This window comes from Streptomyces sp. NPDC026673 (genome assembly GCF_040638135.1).
In the GTDB taxonomy this organism is placed as follows: domain Bacteria; phylum Actinomycetota; class Actinomycetes; order Streptomycetales; family Streptomycetaceae; genus Actinacidiphila.
Genome location: NZ_JBEZXR010000050.1, coordinates 25,203 through 38,499, shown reverse-complemented (window position 1 = coordinate 38,499; position 13,297 = coordinate 25,203). Strand labels below are relative to the sequence as shown.

17 protein-coding genes are annotated in these 13,297 nt (G+C 72.9%); 12 read left to right on the top strand and 5 right to left on the bottom strand.

Going from position 1 to position 13,297, the window contains the following annotated elements; all coding sequences use genetic code 11:
• Nucleotides 1–89: 89 nt before the first annotated feature.
• From AB0F62_RS28520 to AB0F62_RS28485, 8 genes are all read left to right on the top strand, one after another.
• Nucleotides 90–851: a DeoR/GlpR family DNA-binding transcription regulator gene (locus AB0F62_RS28520; protein WP_361805196.1), complete on the top strand. Its 762-nt coding sequence runs from the start codon at nt 90–92 to the stop codon at nt 849–851.
• Between the two features lie 117 nt (nt 852–968).
• A complete protein-coding gene (locus AB0F62_RS28515) occupies nt 969–2,363 on the top strand; it encodes a sugar ABC transporter substrate-binding protein (protein ID WP_361805193.1) in 1,395 nt (464 codons plus the stop codon).
• Nucleotides 2,364–2,370: 7 nt separating this feature from the next.
• Nucleotides 2,371–3,345, top strand: a complete 975-nt coding sequence (locus tag AB0F62_RS28510) for a sugar ABC transporter permease (protein ID WP_361805189.1) — start codon at nt 2,371–2,373, stop codon at nt 3,343–3,345.
• A complete protein-coding gene (locus AB0F62_RS28505; RefSeq protein ID WP_361805186.1) occupies nt 3,342–4,193 on the top strand; it encodes a carbohydrate ABC transporter permease in 852 nt (283 codons plus the stop codon). The genes AB0F62_RS28510 and AB0F62_RS28505 overlap by 4 nt, the downstream gene beginning before the upstream one ends.
• On the top strand, nt 4,190–5,179 hold the full coding sequence (locus AB0F62_RS28500) for a zinc-dependent alcohol dehydrogenase family protein (RefSeq protein ID WP_361805183.1): 990 nt from the start codon (nt 4,190–4,192) through the stop codon (nt 5,177–5,179). Before AB0F62_RS28505 ends, AB0F62_RS28500 begins: the two co-directional genes overlap by 4 nt.
• Nucleotides 5,176–6,120, top strand: coding sequence for a carbohydrate kinase (locus AB0F62_RS28495; RefSeq protein ID WP_361805181.1), 945 nt, complete (start codon nt 5,176–5,178; stop codon nt 6,118–6,120). The genes AB0F62_RS28500 and AB0F62_RS28495 overlap by 4 nt, the downstream gene beginning before the upstream one ends.
• A 75-nt stretch (nt 6,121–6,195) precedes the next feature.
• Nucleotides 6,196–6,567, top strand: a complete 372-nt coding sequence (locus AB0F62_RS28490) for an ASCH domain-containing protein (protein WP_361805178.1) — start codon at nt 6,196–6,198, stop codon at nt 6,565–6,567.
• A gap of 2 nt (nt 6,568–6,569) precedes the next feature.
• Entirely contained in the window at nt 6,570–7,019 is a 450-nt protein-coding gene (locus AB0F62_RS28485; RefSeq protein WP_361805175.1) for a DUF5990 family protein, read from the top strand.
• Nucleotides 7,020–7,139: 120 nt separating this feature from the next.
• Here AB0F62_RS28485 and AB0F62_RS28480 read toward each other — a convergent pair whose 3' ends face one another.
• Both AB0F62_RS28480 and AB0F62_RS28475 read right to left on the bottom strand, forming a co-directional pair.
• Nucleotides 7,140–7,298, bottom strand: coding sequence for a hypothetical protein (locus AB0F62_RS28480; RefSeq protein ID WP_361805172.1), 159 nt, complete (start codon nt 7,296–7,298; stop codon nt 7,140–7,142).
• A 195-nt stretch (nt 7,299–7,493) separates the two neighbouring features.
• Nucleotides 7,494–8,696 (bottom strand): PP2C family protein-serine/threonine phosphatase, encoded by a 1,203-nt coding sequence (locus tag AB0F62_RS28475; protein ID WP_361805169.1) that lies wholly within the window; start codon nt 8,694–8,696, stop codon nt 7,494–7,496.
• A 296-nt stretch (nt 8,697–8,992) separates the two neighbouring features.
• Here AB0F62_RS28475 and AB0F62_RS28470 point away from each other — a divergent pair, with 296 nt between their 5' ends.
• Nucleotides 8,993–9,232 carry a hypothetical protein gene (locus tag AB0F62_RS28470; protein WP_361805166.1) on the top strand — a complete coding sequence of 80 codons (240 nt, stop codon included), beginning with the start codon at nt 8,993–8,995 and terminating at the stop codon, nt 9,230–9,232.
• 88 nt (nt 9,233–9,320) lie between these two features.
• Here AB0F62_RS28470 and AB0F62_RS28465 read toward each other — a convergent pair whose 3' ends face one another.
• Nucleotides 9,321–11,087: an ABC transporter ATP-binding protein gene (locus tag AB0F62_RS28465; RefSeq protein WP_361805163.1), complete on the bottom strand. Its 1,767-nt coding sequence runs from the start codon at nt 11,085–11,087 to the stop codon at nt 9,321–9,323.
• 252 nt (nt 11,088–11,339) lie between these two features.
• Between AB0F62_RS28465 and AB0F62_RS28460 the strand changes: the two genes are divergently transcribed.
• Both AB0F62_RS28460 and AB0F62_RS28455 read left to right on the top strand, forming a co-directional pair.
• A complete protein-coding gene (locus tag AB0F62_RS28460) occupies nt 11,340–11,531 on the top strand; it encodes a hypothetical protein (protein ID WP_361805160.1) in 192 nt (63 codons plus the stop codon).
• A gap of 23 nt (nt 11,532–11,554) precedes the next feature.
• Nucleotides 11,555–11,965 carry a hypothetical protein gene (locus tag AB0F62_RS28455; RefSeq protein WP_361805157.1) on the top strand — a complete coding sequence of 137 codons (411 nt, stop codon included), beginning with the start codon at nt 11,555–11,557 and terminating at the stop codon, nt 11,963–11,965.
• On the opposite strand, the gene AB0F62_RS28450 is transcribed toward AB0F62_RS28455, so the two are convergent.
• On the bottom strand, nt 11,960–12,478 hold the full coding sequence (locus AB0F62_RS28450; RefSeq protein ID WP_361805154.1) for a DUF1003 domain-containing protein: 519 nt from the start codon (nt 12,476–12,478) through the stop codon (nt 11,960–11,962). The genes AB0F62_RS28455 and AB0F62_RS28450 overlap by 6 nt on opposite strands.
• Before the next feature lie 179 nt (nt 12,479–12,657).
• On the opposite strand from AB0F62_RS28450, the gene ykgO reads away from it, so the two are divergent.
• Complete coding sequence (ykgO, locus tag AB0F62_RS28445; RefSeq protein ID WP_361805151.1) at nt 12,658–12,780, top strand: type B 50S ribosomal protein L36; 123 nt, start codon at nt 12,658–12,660, stop codon at nt 12,778–12,780.
• A gap of 35 nt (nt 12,781–12,815) precedes the next feature.
• Here ykgO and AB0F62_RS28440 read toward each other — a convergent pair whose 3' ends face one another.
• Nucleotides 12,816–13,235 carry a nuclear transport factor 2 family protein gene (locus AB0F62_RS28440; RefSeq protein ID WP_361805277.1) on the bottom strand — a complete coding sequence of 140 codons (420 nt, stop codon included), beginning with the start codon at nt 13,233–13,235 and terminating at the stop codon, nt 12,816–12,818.
• Between the last annotated feature and the right edge of the window lie 62 nt (nt 13,236–13,297).

Below are 13,297 nucleotides of genomic sequence, written 5' to 3'. Positions count from 1 at the left end.
CCCACGGCGGTATAAATCTCGGGCGGGCAGAAACGGGCGGACGGTGCCCGAACGGCCATCGACGGAACCGGGACCAGGGAGGTGCGGCCATGCGCGGCGACGAACGGCAGCACAGGATCCTGGCCCTGGTACGGCAGACCGGACGGGTGGAGGTCACCGTGCTCGCCGCGGACTTCAAGGTGGCCCCGGAGACGATCCGCCGGGACCTCAGCGAGCTGGAGCGGCGCGGGCTGGTCCGCCGGACCCATGGCGGGGCGTACCCGGTGGAGAGCGCGGGCTTCGAGACGGACCTGGCGCGCCGCGAGACCCACCAGGTGGAGGGCAAGCGCCGGATCGCCGCCGCGGGGGTCCGGCTGCTCGGCGAGGCGGAGACCGTCTTCGTCGACGAGGGCTACACCCAGCAGCTGCTGGCGGCCCTGCTGCCCACCGACCGGCCGCTGACGGTGGTGACCGCCTCGCTGCCGACCGCGGCGGCGGTCGCCCAGTCCTCCGAGACCACCGTGCTGCTGCTCGGGGGCCGGGTGCGGGGCCGGACCCTGGCCACCGTCGGTTCCTGGGCCACGCAGATGCTGTCCTCCTTCGTCATCGACCTGGCGATCATGGGAGCCAACGGCATCTCCCGCGACTTCGGACTCACCACCCCCGATCCCGTGGTCGCCGACGTCAAGGCGCAGGCGGTGCGCTCCGCGCGGCGCCGCGTGCTGGTCGGCATACACACCAAGTTCGGCGCCTCGAGCTTCTGCCGGTTCGCGGAGGTCGGCGACTTCGAGACGATCGTCACCGACACGGGCCTCCCGGCCGCCGAGGCCCACCGCTACTCGCTGCTCGGCCCCAACGTCATCCGCGTCTGACCCACCGCACCCCTTTCACCCTGCGCGCGAGCCGCCGCAGGTCGCCCCGGCACACCCTGACGCGCCCGCCCCGAGCCGCGGCGCGCCGCCGGAACCCCCTCATAGGAAGGCCTCCCCATGCCCGGAACCGACACCGACCGCCGCAGGGCACCTCGGCGCCGCACCACCGTCCGGCTGACCGCACTCGGGGCCTGCACGGCCCTGCTCGCCACCGGCTGCGCCGGCGCCGGCGGCAGCGGAGGGGACGGCGGGGGCGGCGGCGCCTCCGTCAACGTCCTCATGGTCAACAACCCGCAGATGCTGGACCTGCAGAAGCTGACCGCGTCGGACTTCACCAAGAGCACCGGCATCGAGGTCAACTTCACCGTGCTCCCGGAGAACGACGTCCGCGACAAGATCAGCCAGGAGTTCTCCAGCCAGGCCGGCACCTACGACGTCGCCTCCATCAGCAACTACGAGGCGCCGATCTACGGCAAGAACGGCTGGCTCGCGCCGCTGGACGACACCGTCGCCAAGGACCCCGACTTCGACCAGGCGGACATCCTGCCGTCGATGAAGGAGAGCCTGACCGGAGCCGACGGCAAGCTCTACGCCGAGCCCTTCTACGGCGAGTCGTCGTTCCTGATGTACCGCAAGGACGTGTTCGAGGCGAAGGGCCTCACCATGCCCGAGCGCCCCACCTGGCAGCAGGTCGCCGCCCTCGCGGCGAAGGCGGACGGGGCGCAGCCCGGGATGAAGGGCATCTGCCTGCGCGGACTGCCCGGTTGGGGTGAGGTGATGGCGCCGCTGACCACGGTGGTCAACACCTTCGGCGGCACCTGGTTCACCGAGGACTGGCAGGCCCAGGTGAACGCGCCCGCGTTCAAGGAGGCGACGAAGTTCTACGTCGACCTGGTCCGCGAGCACGGCGAGGCGGGCGCGCCGCAGGCCGGCTTCGCCGAGTGCCTGGGCGCCTTCCAGCAGGGCAAGACCGCCATGTGGTACGACGCCACCTCGGCGGCCGGGATCCTCGACAGCGCCGACTCCCCCGTCGCAGGCAAGGTCGGCTACGCCCCGGCGCCCGTGGTGAAGACCGCGAACTCCGGCTGGCTCTACACGTGGGCCTGGGGCATCCAGAAGGCGAGCAAGCGCCAGGGGGACGCGGCGAAGTTCGTGGCCTGGGCCTCCGGCAAGGGGTACGAGGAACTCGTCGGCGAGAAGCTCGGCTGGGCCCGCGTCCCGGCCGGCAAGCGCGCCTCGACCTACGAGAACGCGCGGTACCTGAAGGTGGCCGGGCCCTTCGCCAAGGCCACCGAGGAGGCCATCGCCGGCGCCGACCCCCGCGACCCCGGGGTCCAGCCGCGGCCGACCCTCGGCATCCAGTTCGTCGACATCCCCGAGTTCCCGGACCTGGGCACCAAGGTCTCCCAGGAGATCGCCTCCGCGATCGCCGGGCGCACCTCGGTGGACGCGGCGCTGGACAAGTCCCAACAGCTGGCGGAGAAGGTCGCCGCCCAGTACCGGAACGGGTGATTCGGCCATGACCGGTACGCCCGGTACCTTCACCGGGAAAGTGCGCGGCCGGGCCCCGGTCCGGGCGGTGCCCGTCCGCACCGGCGGCCTCGGCCGGACCGCCGCCCGGGCCCGGCGGGGACCCCTCATGCCGGCCCTGGTGTTCATGGTGGTGGTCACCCAACTGCCCTTCGTGGCCACGCTGGTGATCTCCTTCATGGACTGGAACGCCCTGTACCCCGACCGCCGCGGTTTCACCGGACTGACCAACTACGCGGACGTGTTCGGCGACGCCGACCTGCGCGCGTCCGTCCTGACCACCGTCTGGCTGACGGCCGGTGTCGTCCTGGTCAGCCTCGTGCTCGGGCTGGGCCTGGCGCTCCTGCTGGACCGGCGCTTCCGGGGGCGCGGGGTGGTGCGCACCTTGCTGATCGCCCCCTTCCTGCTGGTCCCGGTCGCCTCGGCGCTGCTGTGGAAGCACGCGCTCTACAACCCCGAGTACGGGCTGTTCAACGGCGCGCTGACCTGGCTGTGGAGCCTCCTCGGCAGCGACCGCCCGCCGCAGCCGGACTGGATCACCTCGATGCCGCTCGGCGCGATCGCGGCCTCGCTGGTGTGGCAGTGGACGCCGTTCATGATGCTGATCCTGCTCGCCGGGCTGCAGAGCCGCTCCACGGAGGCGGTCGAGGCGGCCCGGGTGGACGGCGCGAACGCCTGGCAGGTCTTCCGCTTCCTGACCCTCCCCCACCTGCGCCGCTACCTGGAACTGGCCGCGCTGCTCGGCTCGATCTACGTCGTGCAGAACTTCGACGCCGTCTTCACCCTCACCTCGGGCGGTCTCGGCACGGCCAACCTGCCGTACACGATCTACGAGTCCTTCTACAAGGCCCACGACTACGGACGGGCCTCCGCGGCCGGCGTGGTCGTGGTCGCGGGGACCATCGTCGTCGCCACCCTCGCCCTGCGCCTGGTGTCGACCCTGCTGAGGGAGGAGACCTCATGAGCGCCGTCACCGCGGCCCCGGCCCGCCGCCGGCGCGCGGGCTCCGTCTGGGGGCTGGTCGCCTGGGCCGCCGGACTGCTCTTCGTCCTGCCCATCGCCTGGATGGTGCTGACCTCGCTGCACAGCGAGACGGACGCCGCCACCAACCCGCCCTCGCTCGGCGCCGGCCTCACCCTGGACGGCTACCGCGAGTTCTTCGGCGCCTCCACCGGCGCCGGCCCGTGGCCCGCGCTGGTCAACTCGCTGACGGCGAGCGTGGTCTCGACCCTCCTGGTGCTGGCGCTGGCGATCCCGGCCGCGTACGCGCTGTCGATCCGGCCCGTCCGGAAGTGGTCGGACGTGCTGTTCTTCTTCCTGTCGACGAAGATGCTGCCCGCGGTCGCCGGACTGCTGCCGGTCTACCTCGTCGCGCAGAACCTCGGCCTGCTGGACAACATCTGGCTGATGGTCCTGCTCTACACCTCCATGAACCTGCCGATCGCGGTGTGGATGATGCGGTCGTTCCTGGCCGAGATACCGGTGGCGATCCTGGAGGCCGCCGCGATCGACGGCGCCGGGCTGCCGACCGTCTTCCGCCGCATCGTCATCCCCGTCTCCGCGCCCGGCATCGCCGCCACCTCGCTGATCTGCTTCATCTTCAGCTGGAACGAGATGCTCTTCGCCCGGGTGCTGACCGGCGTCCGCTCGGTGACCGCGCCGGTCTTCCTGACCTCCTTCGTCACCAGTCAGGGACTCTTCCTCGCCAAGGTCTGCGCCGCGGCCGTCGTGGTGTCCCTGCCCGTCCTCGTCGCCGGATTCGCCGCCCAGGACCGCCTGGTCCAGGGCCTGTCACTGGGAGCCGTCAAGTGAAGGCAGTCGTCATCGCCGAGCCCGGGACGATCGAGCTCGCCACTGTCGAGGACCCGGCCCCCGGGCCCCGCGACGTGGTGGTCGCGGTCGCGGCCTGCGGGCTGTGCGGGACCGATCTGCACATCCTGCAGGGCGAGTTCGCACCGACACTGCCCATCGTGCCCGGTCACGAGTTCGCCGGCGAGGTCGTCGCCGTCGGGACGGCCGTCACCGAGGTGGCGGTCGGCGCCCGGGTCGCCGTCGACCCCTCGCTGCACTGCGGGGAGTGCCACTACTGCCGCCAGGGCCGCGGCAACCTGTGCGAGCGGTGGGCCGCCATCGGGGTCACCGAGCCGGGCGGCGCGGCCGAGTTCGCCGTCGCGCCCGTCGCCAACTGCGTGGTCCTGCCCGACCACGTGGCGACCGCCGACGCCGCGCTGATCGAGCCCCTGTCGTGCGCCGTGCGCGGCTACGACGTGCTGCGCAGCCGGCTCGGTGCCCATGTGCTGATCTACGGCTCCGGCACGATGGGCCTGATGATGCTGGAACTCGCCAAGCGCACCGGTGCCGCGAGCGTCGACGTCGTCGACGTCAACCCCGAACGGCTCGCCACGGCACGGCTGCTGGGGTGCGACAACGCGGCGGGGGCGGCGGACGAGATCTCCCGGCCGCGCGGCTGGGACGTCGTCGTGGACGCCACCGGCAACGCCGCCGCCATCCAGGACGGGCTGGACCGGGTCGGCAGGGGCGGCACCTTCCTGCAGTTCGGTGTCGCCGACTACGCGGCCCGCGCGGTCATCGAGCCGTACCGGATCTACAACCGGGAGATCACCATCACCGGCTCCATGGCGGTCCTGCACAGCTACGAGCGGGCCGCCGAGCTCTTCGCCGCCGGAGTGCTGGATCCCGGAGTGTTCATCAGCGACCGCTTCCCGCTCACCGACTACCCCGACGCCATCGAGCGCTTCAAGGCGGGCATCGGCCGCAAGATCCTGGTGCGGCCGTGACCACGCCCGCCACGCTGGTCGCCGGGGAGGCGCTGGCCGACGTGGTCGTCGGGCCGGACGGGACGCGGCGCGCCCACCCGGGCGGCAGCCCCGCCAACACCGCCCTCGGCCTGGCGCGCCTCGGCCATCCGGTCACCCTGGCCACGCGCATCGGCCGGGACGCGTACGGCGACCTGCTGCGCGCACGGCTGGCGGAGGGGAGGGTCCTGCTGCACCCGGGGTCGGTCGTCGACGCCCCCACGTCGACGGCGCGGGCCGAACTCGACGGGACCGGCAGCGCCGCCTACCGGTTCGACATCATGTGGGACCTCCCCCCGGTCGGGCCGCTGTCCGTGCCGGCGCACTTCCACACCGGTTCGATCGCGACCGCGCTGGAGCCGGGCGCGCGGCGGCTCCTGGCCCTGGCCGCGGCCGTCCGGCGCCGGGGCCACACCGTCTCGTACGACCCCAACCTCAGACCCGCGCTGCTCGGTCCGCCCGAGGCGGAACGGCCGCGCGTCGAGCGGCTGGTGGCCCTCGCCGACGTCGTGAAGGCCAGCGAGGAGGACCTCGGGTGGCTCTACCCCGGGCGGGATCCGGACGAGGTCGCCGCCGGCTGGGCGCAGGGCGGTCGGCTGGTCGTCCTCACCCGGGGCGCGGAGGGCGCCGTGGCCCACTGGGCCCCGGGCGGGCGGCACCTTGTTCCCGCGCCCCCGGTGCGCGTCGCCGACACCATCGGTGCCGGTGACGCCTTCATGGCGGGCCTGCTCGCGGGCCTCCTCTCCGCCGGGCTGCTCGGCGGGGCGGCGGCCCGGGAGCGGCTGCGCGCGATCGTCGCCGGCGGCCGCGTCGCACCCCCGGTGGCCGGCGCCCTGGACTTCGCCGCGCGGGTCGCGGCTCTGACCTGCGGGCGGGCGGGAGCGGACCCGCCGTTCCTGGCGGAGGTGGCGCCCGTCGTGTGATGATCCGGCGGAAGGGACACCCACGCACCGAGGGGCGATACGACGATGTGGCCGCGGGTCGACGGAATGCGCTCCATGGAGCTCGGCACCCCCGACGCGCTGCGGGACGAGCTGAACTCCCTGGTCCTGGCGGGAAAGAAGACCACGACGACCGGACTGCTGTCCGAGTACGTCGAGGAGAGCGAGGGTCTGGAGTTCGTCGGTGAGCGGCTGGCCCTGCTGGACCGGGAGAGCCGCCGCGTCGGCGTCATCGAGATCACGGGCGTGGAGGTGGCGGCCTTCGCGGACGTGACGTGGGAGCACGCCGCCGCCGAGGGCGAGGGGGACGCCTCCCTCGACGACTGGCGGGCCGGTCACCGCGGTTTCTGGGAACGCGCGGGCACCCCGGTCGACGACGGAACGCCCGTGGTGTGCCTCGCCTTCCGCCTCCTGCCGCCGGGAGCCTGACCGTGCGGCTGCGCATCGAGGCGCGCGACCTGCCCGGCCGCGTCTTCGGCGAGACCACCGGCGTCCACGTGGCCGTACAGCGCCGGGCCCGCCCCTCGGAACTGCTGGGCCTCCGGCCCGGCGACGCCGACGCGGTCGCGTGGGACCTCGACTGCGGGATCCGCGAGACCGCGGCGGGCCTCGACGTCACGGGCCCCCACATCCAGGGCGGTCCGGGCGCCCGCTTCGTCTACCTGTGCTGGGGTGCCGTGGACGCGTCCGGCGCCTTCGCGATGTTCCGCCGCGCCAAGCTCATGCTGGACGCCGTCGACCCCGCGACGCTGGACGCCGCCGCGCGTTCGGGCCTCCTGGTCGGGCGCCTCGGCCTCACCGACGCCCGCGGAGGGCCGCTGTGCGCCGCAGTGCGGCCGCCGCTCGTCACATGGTCGGCGGAGCGGCCCGACGGGCCCTGAACATCGCCGGACAGGACGGGACCACCGCCTCGCTGGTGGGCGCGCCCGCGGCCCGCACGACCGCTTCCGCTGCTCCACCGGGCTCCGGCGGTGGTCCCGGCAGCCGGGGTCCCGGCTCCCTCAGTCGTCCCCCCTGACGATGTTCCATTCGTTGCCGCTGTCCGGCTCCCGTTGCGGCGGATTGCCCCGGCCCTCCTTCACGACGGCGGGTCGGCACGTCCGTATCTGCTGGTCGCGGGGGATCCGGGTACTGGTCGGGTGGCCGTTGCGTGTGTCCACGGCTGGGCGCCTCCTCAGGTCTTCTCGAAACCGGATACCCATTCGAACGTGATTTACACGACATAACATTCCGGATCGGGACATGTTTCGGCGGCCGCTCGCGGCGGGCGGGCACCGCGCATGACGCGCGGCATGCGTCGGGGTACCGCTGCCCGGGACCGGGAACGGGAAACCGGATCGGGCGGCGCGCGGCGGTCAGCGCGCGGGATGCCATTCGGCGAGCAGGATCGTGGCGTCGTCGTCGAGACGGCCGTGCCGTTGGGCGAGGATGGCGTTGACGAGCCGGCGCAGGACCTCCGGGGCGGGGTCCCCGAGCGCGGTGGCGTGCACCACGTACTCGGTGAGCCGCCGCTCGCCGAACTCGTCACCGCCCTCCGCGCGCGACTCGGTGACCCCGTCGGTGTGGATGAGGATCCGGTCCCCCGGTTCCAGGCGCGCGGAGTGGACGGAGCGCGGCTCGCCGCTGTATTCGGCGCCCAGGCCGAGCGGGAGGTCCGCACCGCGGTCCAGGGCCCCGGGCACGACGTGCCGGGCACGGATCAGCCGAGGCGGTGGGTGGCCGCAGTTCGCCCAGTCCAACTGCCCGTTGCGGACGTCGAGGTCGGCGAAGACGGCGGTCGCGAGCCGGTCCGGGATCCACTCGGCCAGGGCCTCGTCCACGGTCCTGACCACCTCGGCCAGGTCGGCTCCGCCCCGCCGGGCGGCCCGGCAGGCGGCCAGCACGACGGCGGCCGCGAGCCCGGAGGCGAGGTCGTGGCCCATCGCGTCGACCACGGCGAGGTGAAGACAGCCGTCCTGCAGGCTGTGGTCGAAGGCGTCGCCGCCGATCTCGTAGGCCGGCTCCAGCACGGCGCTCGAGGTCACCTCGGCGGTGCCGAGGGTGCGCGGCGGGAGGAAGGCCCAAACGAGTTCCGCGGCGGCGCTCATCGGGCGGCTGCGGACGAGTCGCAGCATGTCGTCGCTGAACCCCGTCTTGGACACGATCGTCAGGGTGGTGACGTCGGCGAGCGCGCGGCAGCGCGACAGCAACTCCGGGTCGATCCGGTGGGCGGTGACCTCCAGGACGCCGACGCGCTCCACCCCGTCGACGAGCGGCAGCCACATCGTGATCCGGTTGTCCCGTTCGCTCAGGCGCAGCGAGACCGTACGGTAGGCGGCCCCAGCGGGCGTGCCGTCGATGGCGACGGGACGGCGCGGCGCCCCGGACGCCGGATCGCCGGGCAGCGGGACGAGCCTGGACTGCTGGACGTCGGCGAGGAGGACGGCGATGTCGTCGAGGCCCAGCTCGTGCGCCGCACGCGCGAGCGTGCCGCCCCAGTCCTCGGGGGCGACCTCGTGCGAGCGCTGCAGGAGTCCGCTCAGCAGGGTGCCGAAGCCGGTGTCGTCCACCGCCACCATCGCCTGTCGGTGCCTCGTCCCGGTCGCGGAGCCGGAACGTGTGACACCTGCCCGAGGCGCCCGGGGCGAAACATCGCACCCCCGCCGAGCCGCGGCTCCGTACGGCTGCCCAAGGCTGCCCGCGGTACGGGAGCGCCCGGATCGCCCACACGCGCCGGTTCCAGGATTTCCCATATTCCAGCAAATCGTGTGCCAATACGGGCGTGCCATTCCTTATCGGGCATTCCGAGGTCCGAGGCTTCTCGTGTCCCACCCGTCCAGGTGCCCTCGGCACCCGCGGAGACAGGAGTTCCCTCATGCGCGTTCCCCGTTTCGTGGCCGCGGTCGGTGTGGCCGTGGCCGTCGTCCTGGGCGGTGCGGCGAGTGCCGGTGCCGTCACGCCCGGGGCCGTCGGCGCCCACGGCACGCACGCCACGCACGGCGACCACGGCCGCGGTCACCACGGCCACCACGGCAAGCGCCACCACCACCGCTGGCACGGTCACCGTCACCACCGCCACCACCACCTCCTCGACCACCACAACCGCCGCCGCTGATCCGGCGGCCCGGCCCCTACGGAAAGCCCCCGGGGGCGCCGCTCCGCGCAAGCGGAGGGCGCCCCCGGGCGCGTGGGTACCGGTGGGTTCAGGCGGTCTGGGCGCTGCGCAGCGCCGCGTACGGGCCCCCGGCGCGCAGCAGTTGTCCGTGGGAGCCGACCTCCATGATCCTTCCGCCGTCCATGACGACGATGCGGTCGGCGTTGCGGATGGTGGACAGCCGATGGGCCACCACGAAGACGGTCCGGTTGCGCACCAGGCGCTCCAGCGCCTCCTGGACGAGCGCCTCGGAGCGGGAGTCCAGGGCTGAGGTCGCCTCGTCCAGGACGAGCACCCGGGGGTCCCGGATCAGCGCGCGGGCGATGGCCAGGCGCTGCTTCTGCCCGCCGGACAGCCGAGCGCCGCGCTCGCCGACGACCGTGCCGAGCCCGGCCGGCAGCCGTTCGACGAACTCCAGGGCGTTGGCGGCCCGCAGCGCCTCACGCACGGCCTCCTCGGGAACGCCCGGCATGCCGTAGGCGACGTTCTCCCGGATCGTGCCCTCGAAGAGGATGGACTCCTGGGGCACGACCGAGACGAAGCGGCGGTAGCTGCGCAGATCGAGGGACTCCATGTCCGCCCCGTCGAGGAGGATCCTGCCCTCGGTCGGGCGCAGGAAGCCGATGACGAGGTTGAGGACGGTGGACTTGCCGGCCCCCGAGGTCCCCACCAGCGCGATGGTCTCACCCGGGCGCACGGAGAGGGTGAAGTCGCGCACCGAGTGCTCCGCGGCGTCGTCGTAGGTGAAGCCGACGCTCTGGAAGTCCACCTGCCCGCGGACCGCGGCCACCTCGGTCTTGCCCGCGTTCTGCTCGAGGTCGGGCGCCTGCAGCACCTCGCCGACCGAGCGGACCGACTCCAGCCCCTTGCTGACCACCGGGGTGAGGCTGAGCAGCGTGGTCACGGCGGCGGTGAGCGCCGAGAAGTACGTGGTCAGCAGAACGACGTCACCGGGAGTGACGCCGAGCCAGCCGTAGTAGGCGGCGAGGGCGGAGCCGAGCAGGCAGCCCGCGCCCAGCACGTTGAGGACGATCCAGGCCAGGGATCCGAAGCGGCCGTTGAGGCGGTCCAGGCGCAGTCCGGCGGTGAGGACCTGGCTGAGCGTCCCGTCGACACGGCGCAGTGCGGTGGACTCCAGGCCGTGGGCGCGGGTGATGGGGATGAGGGTCGTCATCTCGGTGACGCGGGTGGAGAGTTGCTCGACCTCCTGGCGGAACGATTCGTTGGACTCGCGCAGCCGCCCGCGCAACCACATCACCAGCGCGGACGTCGCGGGAACGACGACCAGGAAGACCGGCAGGAAGGAGGGCGCCTGCACGGCGATCACCGCCAGCGCGCCGATCAGCGTGGCGAGCGCGGACAGGCCCATGTCGCCGGTCTGCTGGACCGCCTGCTCGATGGCCTCGACGTCCCGGATGACCTTGGTCTGCAGGACCGCGGAGTTGACCTTCGCGTGGTAGCCGATGGAGAGCTGCTGCATCCGCTGGCACAGCGCGGAGCGCAGCCGGGTGCCGGTGCGGCGGGCGCTGCCGTACCAGCAGCGCACGTACAGCAGGTGGAAGGGGTAGTTGAGGACGAGCATCAGCAGCAGCACACCGGTGCCCAGGAGCATGCCAGAGAGCGGGCGGTGCTGCACGATGACGTCGATGACCTGGGCGGTGACCAGCGGCGTCAGCCAGATCGGGGTGTGCTTGACCATGAACGCCAGGACGGCCAGGGCCAGGCGGCCGCGATCGTGGCGGAAGAGGTAGGCGAGGGTGCGGATGGGGTGCTCACCGCGGTAGCGGTGGTCGAGCGGGCCGTGCGGCGACGCCATGCGGGAACTCCGGGTGCACGAGGGCGCGGGGTGATGAGACGGCACTGGCTCATCGTCCGGTCATCGCGGAATCCTAGGCTGTGAGCGCTCCCACGGACACCGGCCGGGTCGCCTTGCCGGTGCCGCCCGGGCGGATCCGGGCCGGCCGATCCGGGCCGATCCGGGCCGATCCGGGCCGTCTCAAGGACCGGTCCGGGGGCAGACGGTGGGCATACGGGCGCGACGGCGCGCCCCGGACCACTGGGAGGGCCGATGCTGGCCATCGTCGCGGCCGTCGTCTTCGCGATCGCGTTCGTCGTCAACGCCACCGGGACGGCGACCGAGGCCGTCTTCACGCCGACGAGCCTGCTGCTGGTCGGGCTCGCGCTGCTGGCCGCGCACCTCGGCGGGGTCGGCTCGGGCGCGGGCGCGCGCTGGTCGGGGTACCGCCGGCGCCGGCGCTGAGCCCTCCGGGGAGGGGAAGGACCATGACCTACCGTCGACGCAGCGCGCCCGGGAGCGTGCCGAAGCACCGCCCGGGCTTCACCAGTCCGGGGTTCTCCACGTCCGCCGACGGGCCCGGCCCGGACACCGGGGACGGCGCGGCGGTACCGCCGCCCCCGCGGATCCCCGAGTACGAGGTCCCCGAGCCGGAGGTCGCGGGCGCCTCGGAGCCGGGTTTCGAATCGCCCGGTTTCCCATCGCCCGGTTTCCCATCGCCCGGTTTCGAGTCACCAGGCTTCGAGTCGCCCGGTTTCGGATCACCGGGCTTCGGATCACCGGGCTTCGAGTCGCCCGGTTCCGGCGGGCCCGGGTACTCCAGCCCGGGCTTCACCAGCCCCGGCACACTGGGCGGCGCCGACACCGCCGGCGCGGACCGGGACGACGTCGGGTCATGACCGCGGCGGCTCCGCGGCCGGCGTCACCGCCGGGGGCGTGACCCCCATGCGGGCGCGGCTCTCGGCGACGAGCTGCCGGACGTTCCTCTCGACCTCCTCGGGGTCGAGGCCGAGGGCCCGGCCTATGTGGGCCGACCAGACCTCGGAGCGCACGTTCGTCTCGAACGCGAGGTCGGCGCGGATGTTGTCCCGGGTGGCCTGACGGTTCTGGCTCACCATGACGAATGTGGAGAGGAAGATCGCCTCCAGGCTGACGATCATGGTGAGCAGTCCGAAGGGGAACGGGTCGAAGACCGCGCCCCGCCCTGCCAGTCCCTCGTTCAGCAGGATCCAGACCGCGAACCAGACGATGTGCACATAGACGAAGGCCATCGAGCCGGCGAAGGCGGTGATCGCGTCGGCGACCCGGTCCTGGGCACCCCGGCCGCGGGCGAAGACGGCCCGCTCGTGCGGGGAGCGGACGACGGGGGGCGGCGGCGAGGGGACGGCGGTGCCGTCGCAGTGGCAAGTCATGGCCTTATCCTGCCCGCGCCCACCGGCCCGGCCGCGGCCGGGCCGCGCTCCGGGCGGGCGCCGAGCCGGAATGCGGTCGTGGAGCGGCGCCGGAACGGCCCTGGAACAGCCGGGAAGAAACCGCCCCCTCGTGGCGTTGGCATGGGCGGAACAAGAAACGCCCCGAAAGGAGGCAACCGGTGAAGGTACGCGCCTCGCTGCGTTCCCTCAAGGACACGCCCGGCTCTCAGATCGTCCGCCGCCGCGGCCGTGTCTACGTGATCAACAAGAGGGACCCCCGCTTCAAGGCCCGCCAGGGCTGACCCGCCGACCGGCACGAGCGCCGCGTCGCCCGTCCTCAGACGGCGATGCGGCGCTCGTCCGCGCTGATGGCGAGGTCGTTGATGCTGGCGTACCGCCTGCGCATCAGGCCGTTCTCGTCGAACTCCCAGTTCTCGTTGCCGTACGCGCGGAACCAGTCGCCCTCCGCGGTGCGGTACTCGTACTCGAAGCGCACGGCGATCCGGTCGCCCGTGTACGCCCACAGCTCCTTGCGCAGCCGGTAGTCCAGCTCGCGCTCCCACTTCCCGGTGAGGAAGGCGACGATCTCGTCGCGGCCGTTGACGAACACGTCGCGATTGCGCCACTCCGAGTCCTCGGTATACGCGAGCGCGACCCGCCGGGGATCGCGGGTGTTCCACGCGTCCTCGGCCAGCTGCACCTTCCGGTGCGCGGTCTCCTCGGTGAACGGCGGGACGGGCTGCCTGATCTCGGCCATCTCGGTCTCCTCCTCCGGCGGAGAACGTGCGTTCTCCACGGCGCCGCTATCGTAGGAGAACG

What these genes read in the sequence shown, in the direction of transcription:
- AB0F62_RS28475 (WP_361805169.1), bottom strand. Translation starts at nt 8,696, where the DNA reads ATGGTGGCGGTGGACGACACCGGCTTCGGCACCCTGCTGAGCGGACTC.
- AB0F62_RS28515 (WP_361805193.1), top strand. Translation starts at nt 969, where the DNA reads ATGCCCGGAACCGACACCGACCGCCGCAGGGCACCTCGGCGCCGCACC.
- AB0F62_RS28510 (WP_361805189.1), top strand. Translation starts at nt 2,371, where the DNA reads ATGACCGGTACGCCCGGTACCTTCACCGGGAAAGTGCGCGGCCGGGCC.
- AB0F62_RS28455 (WP_361805157.1), top strand. Translation starts at nt 11,555, where the DNA reads ATGACCTACCGTCGACGCAGCGCGCCCGGGAGCGTGCCGAAGCACCGC.
- AB0F62_RS28440 (WP_361805277.1), bottom strand. Translation starts at nt 13,235, where the DNA reads ATGGCCGAGATCAGGCAGCCCGTCCCGCCGTTCACCGAGGAGACCGCG.
- AB0F62_RS28470 (WP_361805166.1), top strand. Translation starts at nt 8,993, where the DNA reads ATGCGCGTTCCCCGTTTCGTGGCCGCGGTCGGTGTGGCCGTGGCCGTC.
- AB0F62_RS28505 (WP_361805186.1), top strand. Translation starts at nt 3,342, where the DNA reads ATGAGCGCCGTCACCGCGGCCCCGGCCCGCCGCCGGCGCGCGGGCTCC.
- AB0F62_RS28460 (WP_361805160.1), top strand. Translation starts at nt 11,340, where the DNA reads ATGCTGGCCATCGTCGCGGCCGTCGTCTTCGCGATCGCGTTCGTCGTC.
- AB0F62_RS28520 (WP_361805196.1), top strand. Translation starts at nt 90, where the DNA reads ATGCGCGGCGACGAACGGCAGCACAGGATCCTGGCCCTGGTACGGCAG.
- AB0F62_RS28465 (WP_361805163.1), bottom strand. Translation starts at nt 11,087, where the DNA reads ATGGCGTCGCCGCACGGCCCGCTCGACCACCGCTACCGCGGTGAGCAC.
- AB0F62_RS28450 (WP_361805154.1), bottom strand. Translation starts at nt 12,478, where the DNA reads ATGACTTGCCACTGCGACGGCACCGCCGTCCCCTCGCCGCCGCCCCCC.
- AB0F62_RS28490 (WP_361805178.1), top strand. Translation starts at nt 6,196, where the DNA reads ATGGAGCTCGGCACCCCCGACGCGCTGCGGGACGAGCTGAACTCCCTG.